This window comes from Streptomyces sp. NPDC079020 (assembly GCF_044542225.1).
In the GTDB taxonomy this organism is placed as follows: Bacteria; Actinomycetota; Actinomycetes; order Streptomycetales; family Streptomycetaceae; genus Streptomyces.
This window is the reverse complement of the sequence record NZ_JBITUB010000008.1, coordinates 57,067-74,687: the sequence shown is the minus strand read 5'-3', so window position 1 is coordinate 74,687 and position 17,621 is coordinate 57,067. Positions and strand designations below refer to the sequence as shown.

The 17,621-nt window shown below is 73.5% G+C and carries 12 protein-coding genes and 1 tRNA gene; 8 read left to right on the top strand and 5 right to left on the bottom strand.

What is annotated here, in order from left to right:
* Window positions 1-64: 64 nt before the first annotated feature.
* On the top strand, window positions 65-1,483 hold the full coding sequence (locus ACIGJO_RS18385) for a PLP-dependent aminotransferase family protein (RefSeq protein ID WP_399959133.1): 1,419 nt from the start codon (window positions 65-67) through the stop codon (window positions 1,481-1,483).
* Between the two features lie 139 nt (window positions 1,484-1,622).
* On the opposite strand, the gene ACIGJO_RS18380 is transcribed toward ACIGJO_RS18385, so the two are convergent.
* Window positions 1,623-1,695, bottom strand: a tRNA-Arg gene (locus ACIGJO_RS18380).
* Window positions 1,696-2,012: 317 nt separating this feature from the next.
* Between ACIGJO_RS18380 and ACIGJO_RS18375 the strand changes: the two genes are divergently transcribed.
* The 7 genes from ACIGJO_RS18375 to ACIGJO_RS18345 all read left to right on the top strand — a co-directional run bounded on the left by ACIGJO_RS18375 (window position 2,013) and on the right by ACIGJO_RS18345 (window position 10,836).
* Complete coding sequence (locus ACIGJO_RS18375; protein ID WP_399959131.1) at window positions 2,013-3,656, top strand: dynamin family protein; 1,644 nt, start codon at window positions 2,013-2,015, stop codon at window positions 3,654-3,656.
* Window positions 3,653-5,605 (top strand): GTPase, encoded by a 1,953-nt coding sequence (locus tag ACIGJO_RS18370; protein WP_399959129.1) that lies wholly within the window; start codon window positions 3,653-3,655, stop codon window positions 5,603-5,605. Before ACIGJO_RS18375 ends, ACIGJO_RS18370 begins: the two co-directional genes overlap by 4 nt.
* An 89-nt stretch (window positions 5,606-5,694) precedes the next feature.
* A complete protein-coding gene (locus ACIGJO_RS18365) occupies window positions 5,695-6,165 on the top strand; it encodes a single-stranded DNA-binding protein (RefSeq protein WP_399959127.1) in 471 nt (156 codons plus the stop codon).
* Window positions 6,166-6,355: 190 nt separating this feature from the next.
* Complete coding sequence (locus tag ACIGJO_RS18360) at window positions 6,356-7,861, top strand: LAETG motif-containing sortase-dependent surface protein (protein WP_399959125.1); 1,506 nt, start codon at window positions 6,356-6,358, stop codon at window positions 7,859-7,861.
* A 163-nt stretch (window positions 7,862-8,024) separates the two neighbouring features.
* Window positions 8,025-9,689 (top strand): energy-dependent translational throttle protein EttA, encoded by a 1,665-nt coding sequence (ettA, locus tag ACIGJO_RS18355; RefSeq protein ID WP_266930770.1) that lies wholly within the window; start codon window positions 8,025-8,027, stop codon window positions 9,687-9,689.
* Window positions 9,690-9,694: 5 nt separating this feature from the next.
* Window positions 9,695-10,117: a thioesterase family protein gene (locus ACIGJO_RS18350; RefSeq protein WP_266930768.1), complete on the top strand. Its 423-nt coding sequence runs from the start codon at window positions 9,695-9,697 to the stop codon at window positions 10,115-10,117.
* The gene (locus ACIGJO_RS18345; protein ID WP_399959122.1) at window positions 10,114-10,836 is read left to right on the top strand and encodes a hypothetical protein; all 723 of its coding nucleotides are present in this window, start codon (window positions 10,114-10,116) and stop codon (window positions 10,834-10,836) included. The genes ACIGJO_RS18350 and ACIGJO_RS18345 overlap by 4 nt, the downstream gene beginning before the upstream one ends.
* 75 nt (window positions 10,837-10,911) lie before the next feature.
* Here ACIGJO_RS18345 and ACIGJO_RS18340 read toward each other — a convergent pair whose 3' ends face one another.
* The 4 genes from ACIGJO_RS18340 to ACIGJO_RS18325 form a co-directional block, all read right to left on the bottom strand.
* Window positions 10,912-12,150: a serine hydrolase domain-containing protein gene (locus ACIGJO_RS18340; RefSeq protein WP_399959120.1), complete on the bottom strand. Its 1,239-nt coding sequence runs from the start codon at window positions 12,148-12,150 to the stop codon at window positions 10,912-10,914.
* The gene (locus tag ACIGJO_RS18335) at window positions 12,147-13,697 is read right to left on the bottom strand and encodes an alpha/beta hydrolase (protein WP_399959117.1); all 1,551 of its coding nucleotides are present in this window, start codon (window positions 13,695-13,697) and stop codon (window positions 12,147-12,149) included. The genes ACIGJO_RS18340 and ACIGJO_RS18335 overlap by 4 nt, the downstream gene beginning before the upstream one ends.
* Before the next feature lie 99 nt (window positions 13,698-13,796).
* Entirely contained in the window at window positions 13,797-14,762 is a 966-nt protein-coding gene (locus tag ACIGJO_RS18330; RefSeq protein ID WP_399959115.1) for an ABC transporter ATP-binding protein, read from the bottom strand.
* Complete coding sequence (locus ACIGJO_RS18325) at window positions 14,759-17,620, bottom strand: FtsX-like permease family protein (RefSeq protein ID WP_399959113.1); 2,862 nt, start codon at window positions 17,618-17,620, stop codon at window positions 14,759-14,761. Before ACIGJO_RS18325 ends, ACIGJO_RS18330 begins: the two co-directional genes overlap by 4 nt.
* Window position 17,621: the final 1 nt, after the last annotated feature.

The following is a 17,621-nucleotide window of genomic DNA, read 5'->3' as shown; positions in this document are numbered from 1 at the left end:
CGGCACCCGGGGGCGGCACACACCACTTGAGGGCAAGTGGCCTGCGGAGCGGGATGATGGGCGCATGGACCGGATTCCTCCCACCCGCCTGTCGCGTCTGCTCACCGGGTGGTCCAAAGGGGGTACGGGGGCGCTGCCGCGGCTGCTGGCCGACGCGCTGCGCGAACTGGCGCAGCGCGGGGACATCGCCCCCGGCACGGTGCTCCCCTCGCAGCGCGCCCTGGCGGCGGCGATCGGCGTCAGCCGCAGTACGGTGACGGCCGCCTACGGGATGCTGGAGGCCGAGGGCCGGCTGGAGAGCCGGCACGGCAGCGGGTCCCGGCTGCGGGCGTCGGGGGCGGTGGGTGAACCGGCGACCGAGGGGCGCCTGGCCAGTTTCGGGACGAGGGACAGCGGCATCGACCTGTCCAGCGGCGCGCTGGACGGCCTGCCCGCGGTCGCGGAGGCGGTCGGCGCCCTGTCCGCCCGGGACCTCGGGCCCGCGCTGGCCGGTGACGGCTACCTTCCGTACGGGCTGCCGGAGCTGCGCGAGGCCATCGCCGGGTACCACCGCTCCGCCGGCCTGCCCACCTCCCCGGACCAGATCCTGGTCACCGCCGGGTCCCAGCAGGCCGTCTGGCTGATCACCCAGGGGCTGGTCGAGCCCGGGGACACGGTGGTCGTCGAGGACCCGACGTACCGCGGGGCGCTGGAGGCGCTGCGGTCCCGGGGCGCCCGCCTCGTCCCGCTCCCCGCCGCGTCCCCGCACGGCGACGGCCCGGCGGCGCTGGCCCGGCTGGCCGGCCGCCTCCGGCCGCGCCTGGTCTATCTGCAGCCGTCCGTGCACAACCCCACGGGCCGGGGCATGGACGAACACACCCGGCTGCGCTGGGCGGCGGTGCTGGCCGAGCACGGGGTGTACACGGTGGAGGACAACGCGTACGCGGAACTGACCCTGCGCCACGACGACGCCCCCGTCTCCCTCGCGCCGCGGCTGCCGGCCGACGCCACGGCGACGATCGGCACCCTGTCCAAGCTGTTCTGGGGCGGCCTCCGGGTCGGCTGGATCCGGGCCTCGGCCACGGTCGTCCACCGGCTGGCGGACATCAAGAAGTCCGTCGACCTGTCCTGTCCGGTGGTGGACCAGATGCTCGCCGTGCGACTGCTCCGCCAACTGCCCGAGGCCCGCGCCCGCCGCCGCTCCCAGCTGCGCGACCGTCTCGCGGAGACCGAACGCCTGCTCCTCGCCCACGCCCCCGGCTGGCGCTGGGAGCGCCCGGCGGGCGGCTCCGCCATCTGGGTGGAGATCCCGGGCGCGGACGCCGAGGCCACCGCCCAGCTCGCCCGCCGCGCGGGCGTCCTCATCGTCCCCGGCCCCGCCTTCTCCGCGGTCGACGGCTTCCGCCACCATCTGCGCCTCCCGTTCGCCGACGGGCACGGCAATCTGGAGAAGGCGCTTTTGGTCCTGGCCGACTGCGCGGAGCGGAGCGCGGGGCCGCGCTGACGTACGGAGCGGGAGCGCGGGCCGGCGCGGGGCGGGATCCGGGTTTCCTTAACGCCGCCACTACGGTGCGCTCGCTAGCGTGCCCCTGGCGGCGAAAAGGCCCTCCGGGACGGAGGGCCTCATGGTGATGCGGGCAATGCGCCCCCGGCAGGACTCGAACCTGCGGCCAAGCGCTTAGAAGGCGCCTGCTCTATCCACTGAGCTACGGGGGCCGGGTGGTGGCCTCGACGGCCCGGAGCCCTTGATCGAACGGTTCCGTGGCCTTGCCGGGACAAGGATAGGGCTCCGATCCCCTCGACCCGGTTGCTTCACCTGCGTGGCACGATGTGGAGGTTCGGTGAAGCGAACCGATAATCGCAGGTAGGTGCGATTCATGCACCGCTTTTGGCGCCTGACGCCACGGGTGTTGTGCAGTCGTTATGCCTGCGCCCCACTCGTCCCCTCTGTCCGGAGAGTGGAACCGCCGCGCAGAGGCGTCGATACGCTTCAAAAAGGCTTCAAAATTGGGCATTCTTCGCATGTGGCGACCATGGACGCACGGCCTCAGCTCATCGACGCACTCTCCGCCCTGCGCGACCGTGTCGCCGCCGTGCGTCTTCCGCTCCCGCTCCCCGGGACGGCACGCGCCCGGCAGACCCGGCTGGAACTGCTCGCGCAGCTCGACGACTACCTGGTGCCACGGCTGAAGGACCCCGGGGCGCCGCTGCTCGCGGTCATCGGGGGATCCACCGGGGCCGGCAAGTCGACGCTCGTCAACTCGCTCGTGGGATGCCGGGTCAGCGAGGCCGGGGTGCTGCGGCCCACCACGCGGACGCCGGTGCTCATCTGCCATCCGGACGACCACCACTGGTTCGCCGGGGTACGGGTGCTCCCGCAGCTGACCCGGATCTGGCTGCCGCCGGGCCGGGCCCCCGACCCGGACGGGCTCGACGACCTCGCGTCGGGCGGGGACGAGGAGGGGGCCGTCCTGCGGGTGGAGACCGCGGCCAGCCTGCCGCGCGGACTCGCGCTGCTCGACGCCCCCGACATCGACTCACTCGTCGTCCGCAACCGGGTCCTCGCCGCCGAACTCATCTGCGCCGCCGACGTATGGGTGATGGTGACCACCGCGTCGCGGTACGCCGACGCCGTGCCCTGGCACCTGCTGCGTACCGCCAAAGAGTACGACGCCTCCCTCGTCACCGTCCTGGACCGGGTGCCGCACCAGGTGAGCGTCGAGGTGTCCCGGCAGTACGCGGCCCTGCTCACCCGGGCGGGCCTGGGGGAGGTGCCGCGCTTCACCATCCCCGAGCTGCCCGAGTCGGCGGGCGGCGGCAGCGGGCTCCTGCCCACCACCGCCGTGGCCCCGCTGCGCGCCTGGCTCACCCACCGCGCCCAGGACCCGGCCGCCCGGCAGCAGGCCGTGGGGCGTACGGCGTCAGGGGTCATCGAGTCGCTGAACGTACGGGTCCCCGGGCTGGCCGGGGCCGTCGCCGCACAGCACGCGGCGGCGGTACGGCTGACCGGGGTGGTCGAGGAGGCGTACCGGAAGGAGGAGTCCCGGATCCGCCGGCGGCTCCAGAGCGGCGCCGTGCTGGCCGGGGACGCGCGGACCCGGTGGCGCGGCTTTCCGCTGTACAGCTCGGCCGGGGAACTCCTGGAAGCGCTGGTGGACAGCCTGGCCGCGCTCCTGCGGTGTGCCGTGGCCGCCGCCGACGAGCAGATCCGTACGACCTGGCAGCGCGAACCGGCCGCCGGGCTCTTCCGGTTCGATACCGCGGGCCGGGAGGCCGGGGGATGGGGCCCCGCCGAGGACATCGAGGGCCGGATCACCATGGCCGTACGACGCTGGCGGCGCGTCCTCGAAGAGCTGGCGGAGGAAGAGGCACGGCTGCTGGACCGCAACGCCGCACCCGACCCCGAGACCGTGGCCGCGCTGCTGACGGCCGCCCTCCTCGGCGGGCGCCGGGCCCGTACGGCGGGGGAGCAGCTCGCCGAACGCATCGGCGCACAGGGCGCGCTGCGGCTCCGGGACAAGGGCGGGGAGCTGCTCACCCGCTATCTCGACCAGGTGCTGAACGGTGAACGCGACCGGCGGCTGGCCCCTCTCGACGCGCTCGACATCGCCCCCGAACCGCAGGCCGAACTGATCGCCGCGCTTTCCCTACTGCAGAAGGAGAGGTGGCAGCGATGACTGCCGTCACGGGGCAGGACCAGGGTCAGGACCGGAAGCGGGACCGGGAGCGCGACCGGGACCAGGAGCGGGACCACGACGGGAAGCCCGAACCGGGCCGTGAGCCGGCGGCGGACCGGGGGCGGCCGGACGCGGACGGGGGACCGCGGAGCGCGGACGGGCGCTGGGACGACGGGCTCATCGCCCGGCGCGCGGCGGCCGTCGTCCCCGTGGACGCCGGGACCGGGAGCACGCCGGACGACGACGTCCGGCCCCAGGTCGAGGCGTATGTGACGCCGGGCGGCCCGCTGCCCACCCGGCTCGACGCCCTGCGCGAACTGGTCGGACTCTCCAGGGCACGCCTCGACCGGGCCACCCTCGCCGAGGCGGGGCGGGTGCTGGACGAGGCCGCCGCCCGCCAGCGGCTCTCCTCCCGGCACACCGTCGTCGCCATCGCCGGAGCCACCGGCAGCGGGAAGTCGACCCTGTTCAACGCGCTCGCGGGCGCCCAGATCTCCGAAACCGGGCTGCGCCGGCCGACCACCGCCTCGCCGATCGCGTGCAGCTGGACCGACGGCGCCGCCGGGCTGCTGGACCGGCTTGCGATTCCCGGGCGGCTGCGGCGCAGACCGCAGCAGGGAGGCGTGGAGGCCGACGAGGGGCTCCGGGGGCTCGTCCTGGTGGATCTGCCCGACCACGACTCGGCGGCGGCCGGCCACCGCGATCAGGTGGACCGGGCGCTGGCGCTGGTCGACGCGGTGATCTGGGTCGTCGACCCGGAGAAGTACGCCGACGCGGCCCTCCACGAACGCTATCTCCGCCCGCTGGCCGGGCACGCGGAGGTCACCTTCGTCGTCCTCAACCAGATCGACCGGTTGCCCGGCGAGTCCGCCGACCTCGTCCTCGATGATCTGCGGCGGCTGCTGGACGAGGACGGGATGGCCCTGGGGGAGCACGGCGAACCCGGTGCCACCGTCATGTCCCTGTCCGCGCTCACCGGTGACGGCGTGGGCGAACTGCGCGAGATGCTCGGCCGGTTCGTCAAGGAACGCACCGCCGCCGCGCGCAGGCTCTCCGCCGATGTGGACGCCGCCGCGGCGCGGCTGAGGCCGGTGTACGTGGCGGAGGGGCGGCCGGGGCTCGGCGAGCGGGCCCGGGAGGAGTTCGCCGACCGGCTCGCGGAGGCCGTCGGGGCGTCCGCCGCCGGACAGGCCGCGGAGCGCGAGTGGCGCAGGAACGCCGGGCGGGCGTGCGGGACACCGTGGCTGCGGCTCTGGCGCTGGTACGAATCGGCCCGGCAGCCGGGCGGCCTGGACCGGATGGGGCAGGTGCCGGTGCCGCCGGAGGAGGAGCTGACCGCCAGGCAGCGGGTCGAGCAGGCGGTGCGGACCGTCGCGGACGAGGCCGCCGCGGGGCTGCCGGAGCCCTGGGCGCAGGCCGTGCGCGAGGCGGCCGTGAGCGGGGCGCGGGGGCTCCCGGAGGCGCTGGACGAGCTGGCGGTGAAGGCGGGCGCGGGCGGCACGGCCGCGTCGCCGGGACGGACAGGGAGCGCGGAGGACCGGGACGCGGGCTCCGGTCCGCCGCTGGGCGCGCGCGGGGGGCGGCCGCCGCGCCCGAGGTGGTGGCCCGCCGCGGTGCTCGCCCAGGCGTCGATGACCCTGCTCCAGATCTTCGGCGGACTGTGGCTGCTCGGCCAGATCGTGGGCTTCCTGGAACCGGGCCTGGCCATCCCGGCGCTGATCATGCTGGCCGGAGTCATCGGGGGGCCGCTGGTGGAGTGGTCGTGCGCGGCGGCCGCCCGGGGACCGGCGCGGCGGTACGGGCAGGAGGCGGAGCGGCGGCTGCGCGAGGCCGCGGCGGGCTGCGGGCGGGCCCGGGTGCTGGACCCCGTGGCGGCGGAGCTGGTGCGCTACCGCGAGGTGCGGGAGCGCTACGTGGCGGTGACGGAGTTTTCCACAACCGGCCGGTAGTCCACAGGCTCCGGCACGTCTCCCCGCCTCCGTCCACCATGAAGTCAGCACGCGGAACGGCGTGATGACGGCGGAGGCGGGGGACGGACATGAACGAGACCTTGGTGACCGTGGTGGGAAACGCCGCCACGGGCGTGGAGTTCCGGGAGACGGCCACCGGCCCGATGGCGCGGTTCCGGCTCGCCGCGACACCGCGCCGCTGGGACCGGGAGAAGCAGCACTGGGCGGACGGGCACACCAGCTTCTACACGGTCTGGGCATGGCGGGCGCTCGCGTCGAATCTGGCCGGATCCGTATCGGTCGGCGAACCCCTTCTCGTGCACGGCCGATTGAAGGTGCGTGAGGAGGAACGGGACGGTCAGCGCCGCACTTTCGTGGACATCGAGGCCGTGGCGGTGGGGCACGACCTGGGCCGGGGGACCGCCGCGTTCCGCCGAGCGGTGCGGGCGGAGCCCTCCCTGACGGTCCGTCCGGCACCCGGCGGGGGAGGCGCGGAGGGGAGCGCGGCCCCCTCGCCGGAGAGCCGGGAACAGGACGCCGAATTGGCTTCGGTGTCCTGAAATGGCAGGTGAGCGGGGTGATAGCGGCGATAACGATTCCGATTCGGAATGGTTGTCAAAGGCTGGGACGGGGGACTGTGCATGGTCCCGTTCCTTAGGATTCCTCAGTACTCACGGGGCACTTGAGTCTGCTGGCGGGGCACTCCCCACATGCGCACCACGCGCGAGGTCCCGCCCGGAGGGGAATTCTGTGTTTTCTGCGTCTTCAGCGTCCACCTTGCCGTCCGATGTGACCACCGTGCACCGCGGTCACGGCAGAGCGGGGAGGAGGGGGAGAGGACATCGCCGCGGGTTCGCACGACTGGGCGCGGCGACGCTGGTCTCCGGCCTTCTCGCGGCCGGCACGCTGGCGGGCGCGGGCGGAGCGGCGGCCGAGGTGGTGCCCCAGCACCAGGGCGGCGCGACCGCGACGCTGGACGGACTGAAGACCTTCGACAGCGCCGTGCTCCACGTGGAGGGCCGGGACGGCCGGCCGGACCGGGCGCAGGAGCTGCCCGCCGGGCTCTTCGAGATGACCGTCGACGGCGGCGGCAAGCTCAAGACGTACTGCATCGACGTGCACAACCCCACGCAGGACCAGGCGAAGTACCTGGAGACCCCCTGGGCCCAGACCTCGCTGGGCGCCAACAAGAACGCCGGCAAGATCCGCTGGATCCTTCAGCACTCCTACCCGCAGGTCGACGACCTCGCGGCCCTCGCCGAGGAGGCCGGCACCGGCCCGCTCACCGAGCGGACCGCGGCGGCGGGCACCCAGGTCGCCATCTGGCGCTACTCGGACGCCGCCGACGTCAACGCCTCCGACAAGCAGGCCGAGAAGCTCGCCGACTGGCTGGAGAGCCACGCCAGGAACGTCGCCGAGCCCGAGGCGTCCCTGACGCTGGACCCCGCCGCGGTCTCCGGCCGGGCCGGCCGGCGGCTCGGGCCCGTCGTGGTGCGGACCGACGCGGACCAGGTCTCCGTGGCGCCCTCCGCCGACGCCGCGGCCAGCGGCATCAAGGTCACCGACAAGGCGGGCAAGCCCGTCACCGCGGCGGCCGACGGCGCCCAGCTGTACTTCGACATACCGAAGGACGCCGCCGACGGCTCCGCCTCGCTGACCGTCCAGACCACCACCTCCGTGCCGGTGGGCCGGGCCTTCGCCGGGGTGACCCGGAGCCAGACCCAGATCCTGGCCGGGTCCAGCGAGTCCACGGTCTCCGCGCGGGCCACCGCCACCTGGGCCGAGACGGGCGCGCTGCCCGCCCTCACCGCGAAGAAGAACTGCGCCAAGGGCGGCGTGGACATCACCGCGGCCAACCCGGGCGACGAGCCGTTCACCTTCGAGCTGGCCGGCTTCGAGCACACCATCGCCCCCGGAGCCACCAGGACGGTCACCATCCCGGTCGCCGAGGACCAGGCGTACGACTTCACCATCACCGGTCCCGGCGGGTTCGCGAAGAACTTCAAGGGCATCCTGGACTGCGCCACCAGCGGCAGCACCAAGGACACCGAGGGCGGCATCGACATCCAGAGCGCCAAGCAGCCCGTCCCCGCCTCGACCGGCACCAGCTCGTCCGGGATCGAGGGCGACCTCGCCGAGACCGGCGGCTCCAGCGCCACCCCGATGATCGCGGGCATCGCCATCGTCCTGGTGGTCGTCGGCGGCGGCGCGATCTTCTTCCTGCGCAGGAAGAAGACGCACACCGACGGTGAGTAGGGATGCGCGCACCGTGCGGGTGCGCTGATCAAGGGCCCCGGTACGCCACCCGCGTACCGGGGCCGCCGTGTACCGGGGACCGGACGGGTTTCCTTCCTGGGCTGGACGTCAGGCAAGATGGGGTGTATCTGCCCACACCTCTATTGCTGCCGGACGGTTTCTCTTGGCTGAGTTCATCTACACCATGCGCAAGACGCGCAAGGCGCACGGCGACAAGGTGATCCTTGATGACGTCACCTTGAACTTCCTGCCCGGCGCGAAGATCGGTGTCGTGGGGCCCAACGGCGCCGGCAAGTCCACGGTGCTGAAGATCATGGCGGGCCTGGAGCAGCCGTCCAACGGTGACGCGTTCCTGTCGCCCGGGTTCAGCGTCGGCATCCTCATGCAGGAGCCGAAGCTGGACGAGGAGAAGACGGTCCTGGAGAACGTCCAGGACGGCGCCGCCGAGATCATGGGCAAGCTCACGCGCTTCAACGAGGTCGCCGAGCTCATGGCGACGGACTACTCCGACGCGCTGATGGAGGAGATGGGCAAGCTCCAGGAGGACCTGGACCACGCCAACGCGTGGGACCTGGACGCCCAGCTGGAGCAGGCCATGGACGCCCTGGGCTGCCCGCCCGGCGACTGGCCGGTCACCAACCTCTCCGGTGGCGAGAAGCGCCGCGTGGCGCTCTGCAAGCTGCTCATCGAGGCCCCGGACCTGCTCCTCCTCGACGAGCCCACCAACCACCTCGACGCCGAGTCGGTGAACTGGCTGGAGCAGCACCTCTCGAAGTACGCGGGCTGCGTCATCGCCGTGACCCACGACCGGTACTTCCTGAACAACGTCGCCGAGTGGATCCTTGAGCTCGACCGCGGCCGCGCCATCGCCTACGAGGGCAACTACTCCACATACCTGGAGAAGAAGCAGGCGCGCCTCAAGGTCGAGGGCCGCAAGGACGAGAAGCGCCAGAAGCGGCTCAAGGAAGAGCTGGAGTGGGTCCGCTCCAACGCCAAGGGCCGGCAGACCAAGTCCAAGGCACGTCTCGCCCGTTACGAGGAGATGGCGGCCGAGGCGGACAAGATGCGGAAGCTGGACTTCGAGGAGATCCAGATTCCGCCGGGCCCGCGGCTCGGTTCCATCGTCGTCGAGGTCGAGAACCTCTCCAAGGCCTTCGGCGACAAGGTCCTCATCGACGACCTGTCGTTCACGCTGCCGCGCAACGGCATCGTCGGTGTCATCGGTCCGAACGGTGCGGGCAAGACCACGCTGTTCAAGATGATCCAGGGCCTGGAGACGCCGGACACCGGCTCCATCAAGGTCGGCGACACGGTCAAGATCTCCTACGTCGACCAGTCCCGCGCCAACATCGACCCGAAGAAGACCCTCTGGGCCGTCGTCTCGGACGAGCTGGACTACATCAACGTCGGCCAGGTCGAGATGCCCTCGCGCGCCTACGTCTCCGCGTTCGGCTTCAAGGGCCCGGACCAGCAGAAGCCCGCGGGTGTCCTGTCCGGTGGTGAGCGCAACCGCCTCAACCTGGCGCTGACGCTCAAGGAGGGCGGCAACCTGCTGCTCCTCGACGAGCCCACCAACGACCTGGACGTCGAGACCCTGTCCTCGCTGGAGAACGCCCTCCTGGAGTTCCCGGGCGCAGCGGTGGTCATCTCCCACGACCGCTGGTTCCTGGACCGCGTCGCCACGCACATCCTGGCGTACGAGGGCGACTCCAAGTGGTACTGGTTCGAGGGCAACTTCGAGTCGTACGAGAAGAACAAGATCGAGCGCCTCGGTGCGGACGCGGCCCGCCCGCACCGCGCCACGTACAAGAAGCTCACGCGAGGCTGATCGTCTTGGCTCGTCATATCTACAGCTGCCCCCTGCGCTGGTCGGACATGGACGCCTTCGGCCATGTGAACAACGTGGTCTTCCTCCGCTACCTGGAGGAGGCGCGCATCGACTTCATGTTCCGGCTGGCGCCGGGGGACGGCTCGCCGTCCTTCGCGGGCGGGTCCGTCGTGGCCCGGCACGAGATCGACTACGTACGGCCGCTGGTGCACCGGCACTCGCCGGTGACCGTCGAGTCGTGGGTCACGAAGATCGGTGCCGCGTCACTGACGATCTCGTACGAGATCAAGGACCCCGAGCAGGTGTACGTGCGCGCGTCGACCGTCGTCGTGCCGTACGACCTGGCCGCGGAGCGGCCCCGGCGGATCTCCGCCGAGGAGAAGCTCTTCCTCCAGGAGTACCTGGCAGAGGAGCCCGCCGCAGCATGACGGTGCCCGTGCGGTCGCTGCGCTTCGCCGACCCGAGTCAGGCGGCGGATCTCGCCGCCTTCCTCGGCCGGCTCCTCCACTACGACCGGGCCGCCGCGGTCCGGTTGCAGGCGGGTGGCGGCGACGCACTGGCGGTGTTCGGCCGGCCGCCGTCGTTCGAGGTCCTCGCGATCCGGACGGCGCGGCTCGCCAGGCCCGAGACGCTCGACATCACGGTGTCGGCCGGAGAACTCCTCGAATCGCTCGACGTCGGGGAGCCGGCCGGGACCGGTCCGGCGACCGGCCCCGGTCCCGGCGCGGGCGGCCTGCCCGAGGCCGTGACCGGGCCGCCCTGGACCGGTGTCCTGCCACCGCGCGGCCCCTGGCGTGAGCTGCCCGGCCTGCCGGGTCCGCTCGCCCTGCGCGCCGCGCTCACCGTCGCGGTCGCGGAGTTCCGCCGCCGCGACGAGGCACTGCCCGAGGGGCACCGCAACCGGGCCGAACGCGACCGCATCGGCCGGGAGATCTGGTCCCGGCCGGTCGGCGGCACGGAGCTTCCGCTGCGCGCCGTCCACGCCGCCCAGTCCCTCGGCTTCCTCCGGGCCGCCCGGGACTTCCCCGTGTCGCTGCTCACCTCGGGGAGCTGGCTCCGGCTGCGCACCCCGTACGGCTCCACCGCCCTGCGCCGCGAGGCGAGCGGCGGACTCGGCACCCTGGACCTCACCGTCGGCCCACGCTGACGGACACGCGCGGCGCTTTTGGCACCCGGCCGGGCCCGCCGCCTTCCGGCCGCCCGTCGCCGCCCGCCCGGCCGGTCACCACCTGCCCGTGAGTGCCCGGTCCACCAGCCTTCGGGCGGCCCGGTCCTGGGCGTCCTGGCCCGCACCGCCCATCCGCAGGGTGAACGTCCCACTGGTCGCGGCCCGTGCGCCGTCCGGTGTCACCCCGCTCTCCGAGACGACGCCCAGGTGGGTGCCCCCGTGGAACCAGATGCCCCCGCGGCTGCCCGCCACCGGGCGCCAGGCGATGCCCAGCCCGTAGCGCACCCCGGGCACGTCGATCCAGCCGTCGGCCGCCACCGTCTCCTTCATCGCCGCCAGTTGGGCCGGGCGCAGCAGACGGCCGCTCATCAGCGCACGCAGGAAGCGGCCGTGGTCGTGCGCCGTACTGATCAGGCACCCGTCGGCGCCGCCCCCGTACGTCAGCGTCGTGTCCGTGAGACCGTCCTCGCCGGGAAACCTGGTGTACGCCCTGGCCGTCGGGCCCGGCACATAGGGGGAGGTGCCCGGTGAGGAGGTGTGGCGCAGGCCGAGAGGTCCGATGATCCGGTCGTGGATCTCCTGCGCCCAGGGGTGCCCCGTCACCTCTTCGATCACCAGGCCCATGAGGGTGTAGTTGGTGTTGGAGTACCCCCAACGGCGCCTGCTTCCCGGAGAGTCCACCGGGTCCGGGAGCCATTGGGGTGGACCGGCGAGAGCGGCGGCCAGTTGCTCCCGCGCGGTCTGTGAGCGGAACCGCGACCGGTGGTAGCCCTCCGGGGTGAACGCCCGCGCCGCGTCGGGCGATGCCGCGAGGTAGTCGTTCAGCCCGCTCGTCTGGCCGAGCAGATGGCTCACGGTGATGCGGGTGCCGTCGTTGCCGTTGCCCCGCACCAGTCCCGGCAGCCACCGTTCGACGGTGTCGTCCAGTGCGAGCCGGCCCTCGCCGATCAGTTGCAGTGCGACGGTGGCGGTGAACGTCTTGGTGTCGCTCCCGATCCGGTACGCGGCGCCGTGCGGGACCTCGGCGCCCGGGTCCGTCAGATCCGCGGTTCCCGCGCTCGCCGTCCTGCTGCCGTGCGGGCCCTGCACCTCGGCCACCACCGCGGTGGCACCCGTCGCCACGACCGCCTCCGCGTCGGCGCCCAGGCGGTGCCGCCCGGCGGGGTCCGAGGCCCGTGCCGGCCGGGCCGCCGCCCCCGCGCCGCCCCCCGACGGTGCCGCCGCCGCGGGTCCTGCCGCGCCCGCCAGGAGCGCCGCCGCTGTGGCCGTGAGGCCCGTACGCCTGCTGATCATCGCTCGGCACCGCCGTCCGCGGAGCACATGACGTCCTGTGCGGGCAGTGTGCCGTCGCGCAGGTAGTCGTTGACCGCCCGGTCGGCGCAGGGGACCGGGCGCAGTCCGTCGACGCCGCGGCCGTAGACGCCGTGCGAGCGGATGTCCGCCGTCACCAGCCGGGAGCCGGTCAGCCTGCGGTGCAGGGCCAACGCGCCCGCGTACGGGACGTTGTTGTCGCGCAGCGCCTGGAGCATCAGCACCGGTACGTCGTTGCCGATCCTCGTCCCGGGCTCGGCCGGCTCGGTCTCCCAGAAGGCGCAGGGAGCGATCATCCCGTTCACGAACGGTCCGAAGACGGGCTGCTGGGCCCGGCTGCGCTGGGAGTTCCGCCAATAGGTCCCCGGGTCCGCGGGCCAGCCGCCGGACGGCCAGCCGCCGTCCCCGCACATGAACAGCGCCCCGCCCAGCATGCTGTCCGCCAGGTCCGGCGAGGCGAGCAGCTCCAGCATCGCCGCCAGTTCCGGACCGGGCTCGACCGGCTTTCCGGCGGCCGCGTCCACCAGGTCGCGCACCGTACCGGCGAGCCCCGCGTCGTACTCCTCGTGCTGGATCAGCTGCCGGAGCACGAGCCGCAGGGCCGGCGCGTCGACGCGGGTCCCGGCGATCGCCACCGGGCGGCGCTCCGCTCCGTCCACGAGCCGCTCCACCCGGGCCCGCACCTCGGCGGCCGTGCGGCCCAGCGCGTAGGTGCCGTGATGCCGGGCGGTCCAGTCCGCCCAGGCGTCCAGGGCCTCCTCCAGCGGCTTCCCGGCCGACCGGAACAGCTCGTACTGGGTGGCCGCCGGGTCGGTGCTGGAGTCGATGACCATCCGGTCGGCCCGCCGGGGGAACAGCTGGGTGTAGACGGCGCCCAGATCGGCGCCGTAGGAGATGCCGTAGTACGAGAGCCTGCGCTCGCCCAGCGCCGCCCGGATCGCGTCCATGTCCCGGGCGACATTGCGCGAGGAGGCGTGCGGGAGCAGCGCGGCGTTGTCCCCGTGCCGGCCGCAGCGGCGCGCGGTGTCACGGGCGGCGGCGACCGACTTCTCGAAGTCCGCGCGGGCGGAGGTGACGGGGCCCGGCGGCACGGCCGGTGCCGCCGGGGCGCAGCCGACCGGTGTGGAGTCGCCGAGGAACCGCGGGTCGAAGCCGATCAGGTCGTAGCGGTCCGCCACGTCCCCCAGCGCCGGGCGCAGCCGCAGGGTGTTGTCGAGCCCGGTCCCGCCCGGTCCGCCGGGGTTGGAGAGCAGGATGCCGCGGCGGTGGGAGGGGTCCGCGGCCTTGACCCGGGAGATCGCGATCCGGATCGTACGGCCGCCGGGATCCCGGTGGTCGAGGGGCACGGTGACCTCGGCGCACTGCCCGCCCGCCGCGTTCAGCTCCTCGTACCGCTCCGGGCAGGGGGCCCAGTCGAGGTGCTGCCGCGGGGAGGCGGCGGGCGTCGGGGCGGCCGCGCCGGCGGGCACCGCGCCCGCGAGCAGGCCGGCCAGACCCAGGCCGACGACGGACAAGGAGGTGACACGCATGATGCTCCTCGGAACAGGGGAGGATGACCTGTCCGACGCTACGAGTGCGCGCGGGCGGCCGCCATCGGGCCACCCCCTCGAACTGCCCTGGTGCCAGCCCTACTTGGCCTGGCCCTCCGGGGCGTCCGGCCACACTCCGATGTGGTCCTGCTCCAGCTCCAGCATCACCCGGTGCTCCATGCCCAGCGCCTCGGTGTAGTCGGCGGGCAGCTGGAGGCGGCCCGCGCGGTCGAGCATCGCGTACTCCCGGGCCACCTGGGACTCCTGGCCCGTCGCCGCGTCGACCTCCGTGCGGCGCAGCACCTCGGAGGACGTACGGCCGTCCCGGATCGCGACCGTACGGCGTACCTCGCTCGCCACCGCCTGGTCGTGCGTGACGATCACGATGGACGTGCCCAGCTCCTCGTTGGCGCGGCGGAACGCGGCGAAGACCTGCTCGCCGGTGGCCGAGTCCAGCTCACCGGTCGGCTCGTCGGCGAGCAGCACCGAGGGGTTGTTGGCCAGGGCCACCGCGATGGCCACCCGCTGCTGCTGCCCGCCGGACAGCTGCTGCGGCCGCCGGTCCCGGCAGTCCTCGATGTCGAGCATCCGGAGCAACGACTCGGCGCGGGCGGCCCGTTCGCTTCCCCGGCCACCGCCGCGCAGCTGCATCGGCAGCGTGATGTTCTGGACCGCGGTGAGGTACGGCAGCAGGTTGCGGGCGGTCTGCTGCCAGACGAACCCGACCACGTCACGGCGGTAGCGGAGCCGTTCCTTCGGTCCCATCGACAGCAGATCGCAGCCCGCGACCTTCGCCGATCCGGCCGTCGGCACGTCCAGGCCCGCCAGGATGTTCATCAGCGTGGACTTGCCGCTGCCGGACGCGCCGACCAGCGCCATCAACTCGCCCTCGGTGACCAGCAGATCGAGCCCCTGGAGGGCCTGCACCTCCACCCCGTCCGTGGTGAAGATGCGTACCAGGCGGTCGCACGCGATCAGCGCGTCATGCCCGTACGAGGGGCGGTCCCGGCGTGTCGCCGCCCGCTGTTCGAGTTCCGCCAGAGTGGTCTCGGTGGACGACGTCATCGGGAGTCTCCTGCCCTGAGTTCGGTGATCGATCCGCGGCGGCTCGCCCACCAGGCCTGGACGCCCGCCACGGAGGCGGCGAGAACGACCACCCCGAGCGCCGGGAGCACCAGCGACCAGAGGTCGGCACGCAGCGAAACGGTGTTCGGGACGGATCCGGCGGCGCCGGACATCGCCAGCGAGGCCAGGTTCACCCCGGGGGCCAGCAGGGTGATGGTCGCCCAGCCGACGGCCAGACCGCCGAGGGCGGCCAGCAGCGCCTGCGGCATGGCCTCGAACGCGAGGAGCCGCCTGCCCTGCCGGGTGGTGAGCCCCATGGTGCGCAGCCGTGCCAGCAGCGTGGTGCGCTCCGGTGCGGTCTGGAGCAGCGACAGCAGCACGGCGAGCAGCGCGTAGCCGGCGCCCGCCGCGATCGCCGCCGCGTAGATCTGCCCGGCGCCCTCCTGCATGGGGCTGTCGACGTATGCCTCGCGCTCCTCGGACCGCAGCCGCACGACGAGGTCCTCGCCCGCGTCCCGGGCCGCCGCGCGCAGCTCCTCGGCGTCCGGCTGTGAGCCCGTGACGAACAGTGCCGTGGTCTGCCGCGCGGTGAGCGAAGCGCTGTTGACGATCATGAAGTCGGTGTTGGGCACCGCCGAGGTGAGCGGCTGGACACCCACGACCTTCACCTTGAAGTTCCCGGCGAGCGCGTCGATGCTGTGCGCGCGCTTCCCCAGCCGCTCGGCCACCGACGGTGAGGCGATCACGGGGAGCACCCGGTCTTGTGAGGGAACCGTGCCCTCGGGGACCGGGGCCGCCGAGCCGGTGGCCTTCAGCCGGTCCGCGGGGAACGACTCCAGGCCCGTTGCCCGCGCCAGCCGTGCGTACGACCGGGGATCGACGCCCAGCAGGGCGGCGGTCCTCTTCTGCCCGCCGTCGCCCGGGGCGACCGGCAGGACGACGCCGAACTCGATCTGGACGGCCGCCACATCATCGACACCGCCCACCTTGCGCACCTGCCCGGCGAGGCCGTCCGGCAGCGGGAGGGGCCCGTCCGGACCGGTGATCCGCGCGTCCGCACCGACCGCCGTCAGCGCCGCGTCGTCGCGGGCGTCCCCGATCCCCGCGAGCACCGAGCCGCCGAACGCCGCCGTGGTGAGCGCGATCAGCAGCGCCAGCAACGGCATCGTGCCGCTGGACGAGGCGCGCCCGGCGCGGGCCAGCGACAGGAAGCCGATGGCCCCGCGCAGCCGGGCGACGGGGCGCGAGGCCAGCCGCAGCGGCAGTGGATAGAGCCGTACGAGGACGAGGGCCGCGATCAGCCCGACGAGTACGGGTGCGGAGCTGACCAGCAGGTCGGTGCCGCCGCCCGCGCCCGTGCCCCGGCGGCGCAGCGCGGCGACCGCGCCGATCGCCAGGACCAGCAGGGTCAGTTCGGCGATGGTACGCCGCTGGGAGGGCCGGGCGTTCATCATGTCGTCGCGGGCGCCGTGCAGTTGCGGCCGGATGTGCTGCAACGTCGTACGGAGCGGCAGCGCGACACAGACCAGCGCGGCGGTGACCGCCGCGGCGGTCACCGCGGGCCACAGCCGGGCCTGCCCGACGGTCAGTACGGCGAGCAGCAGCCCGAGCGCCGCCGCGGGCAGCACGGTCACCGCGGTCTCCGTGAACAGGCGCCGGCCGATGCCCCGCAGGGAGCCGCCGCGCGAGCGCATCAGGGCCAGCTCGCTGTGGCGGCGGCCGCCGATCAGGGCGCCCGTCATCAACAGGACCACGGCGGCGACCGCCCCGATCCCGACCCCGGCGACCGTCACGACGGGACTGATCGCGGAGCGCATCTGCGTATGGACGAGGAGGATGTCGTCCAGCGAGGTGGTGAGCGTCGCGGTGGGACCCACGGTCTCCCGCACGTTCAGCAGCTCCGGGCCGCTCTCCAGCGAGGCGACGGCGGACCGGAGCCCGGCCACGTCGAGCCCGGTGAGCCGCGAGGCGTCCGGAGCGATGCGCCAGTACACCTCGGGCTTGTTCAGCGTGGCGAGCAGGGCGGGCGCGGCGTCCGGCGGCAGCAGCAGCGCGGCCGTCCAGAAGTACAGCGGCTCCGCGCCCCCCTGCGGCGGCGTCGGGGTCAGCACCGGTGCCTTGAACAGCGGCTCGACGGACCAGTAGTTCTCGGCGGGCCGCAGGGCGGTGATGATGCCCGTGACCCGTACGGTCAGCGGTTCACCGGTCCGGGTGGGCACCGAGACCGTGGAGCCGACCTTGATCTTCAGGGCGGACGCCGTCTCGGTGGTGACCGCGGCCTCCACCTCCCGGCTGTCCACGCTGACATCGCCCCGGACCTTCGGCCACTGTCCGGAGCGCAGCCTGCTGTGCTTGTCGAGCGCCGACGGGGTGGCGAAGGTGAGCTTCGGGTCCAGCCCGTTGGGCCGGTCCAGCCACCGCTCGGTCCCGGCGGCGGGGTCCGTGGTGTGCACCCCGTAGGAGGAACGCGGGAGGTCGGGCCGTACCGGCTCCGGCAGCATCTTCCTCAGCGCCGCGTCGACCTCGGCCAGCCCGGCGTCCCGCACCGCGGCGTCCTGCATCTCCGGGCCCAGTTCGGGATCGGGGAGCGGCGAGGTCACCTCCAGGACGCTGCGCGCCGGTGCGGCCGAGACGATGTCGTGCCGCAGCCCCCGCGTCTCGTACGCCTCCACCGAACGCGGGAACGCGGCGGCGAGGAACGAGGTCAGCAGCACCAGCCCCGCGAGCGCCGCCGCGGCGCCCGGAGCGGTACGCAGCCGGGTACGGATCCAGGGGGCGCAGGCCGCGCCCCGTGCGACGGCCCCGGTCCTGTCCGTGCCCCCCGGGGTTCCGGGGGTCTGGTTCTGGTCGTCACTCATG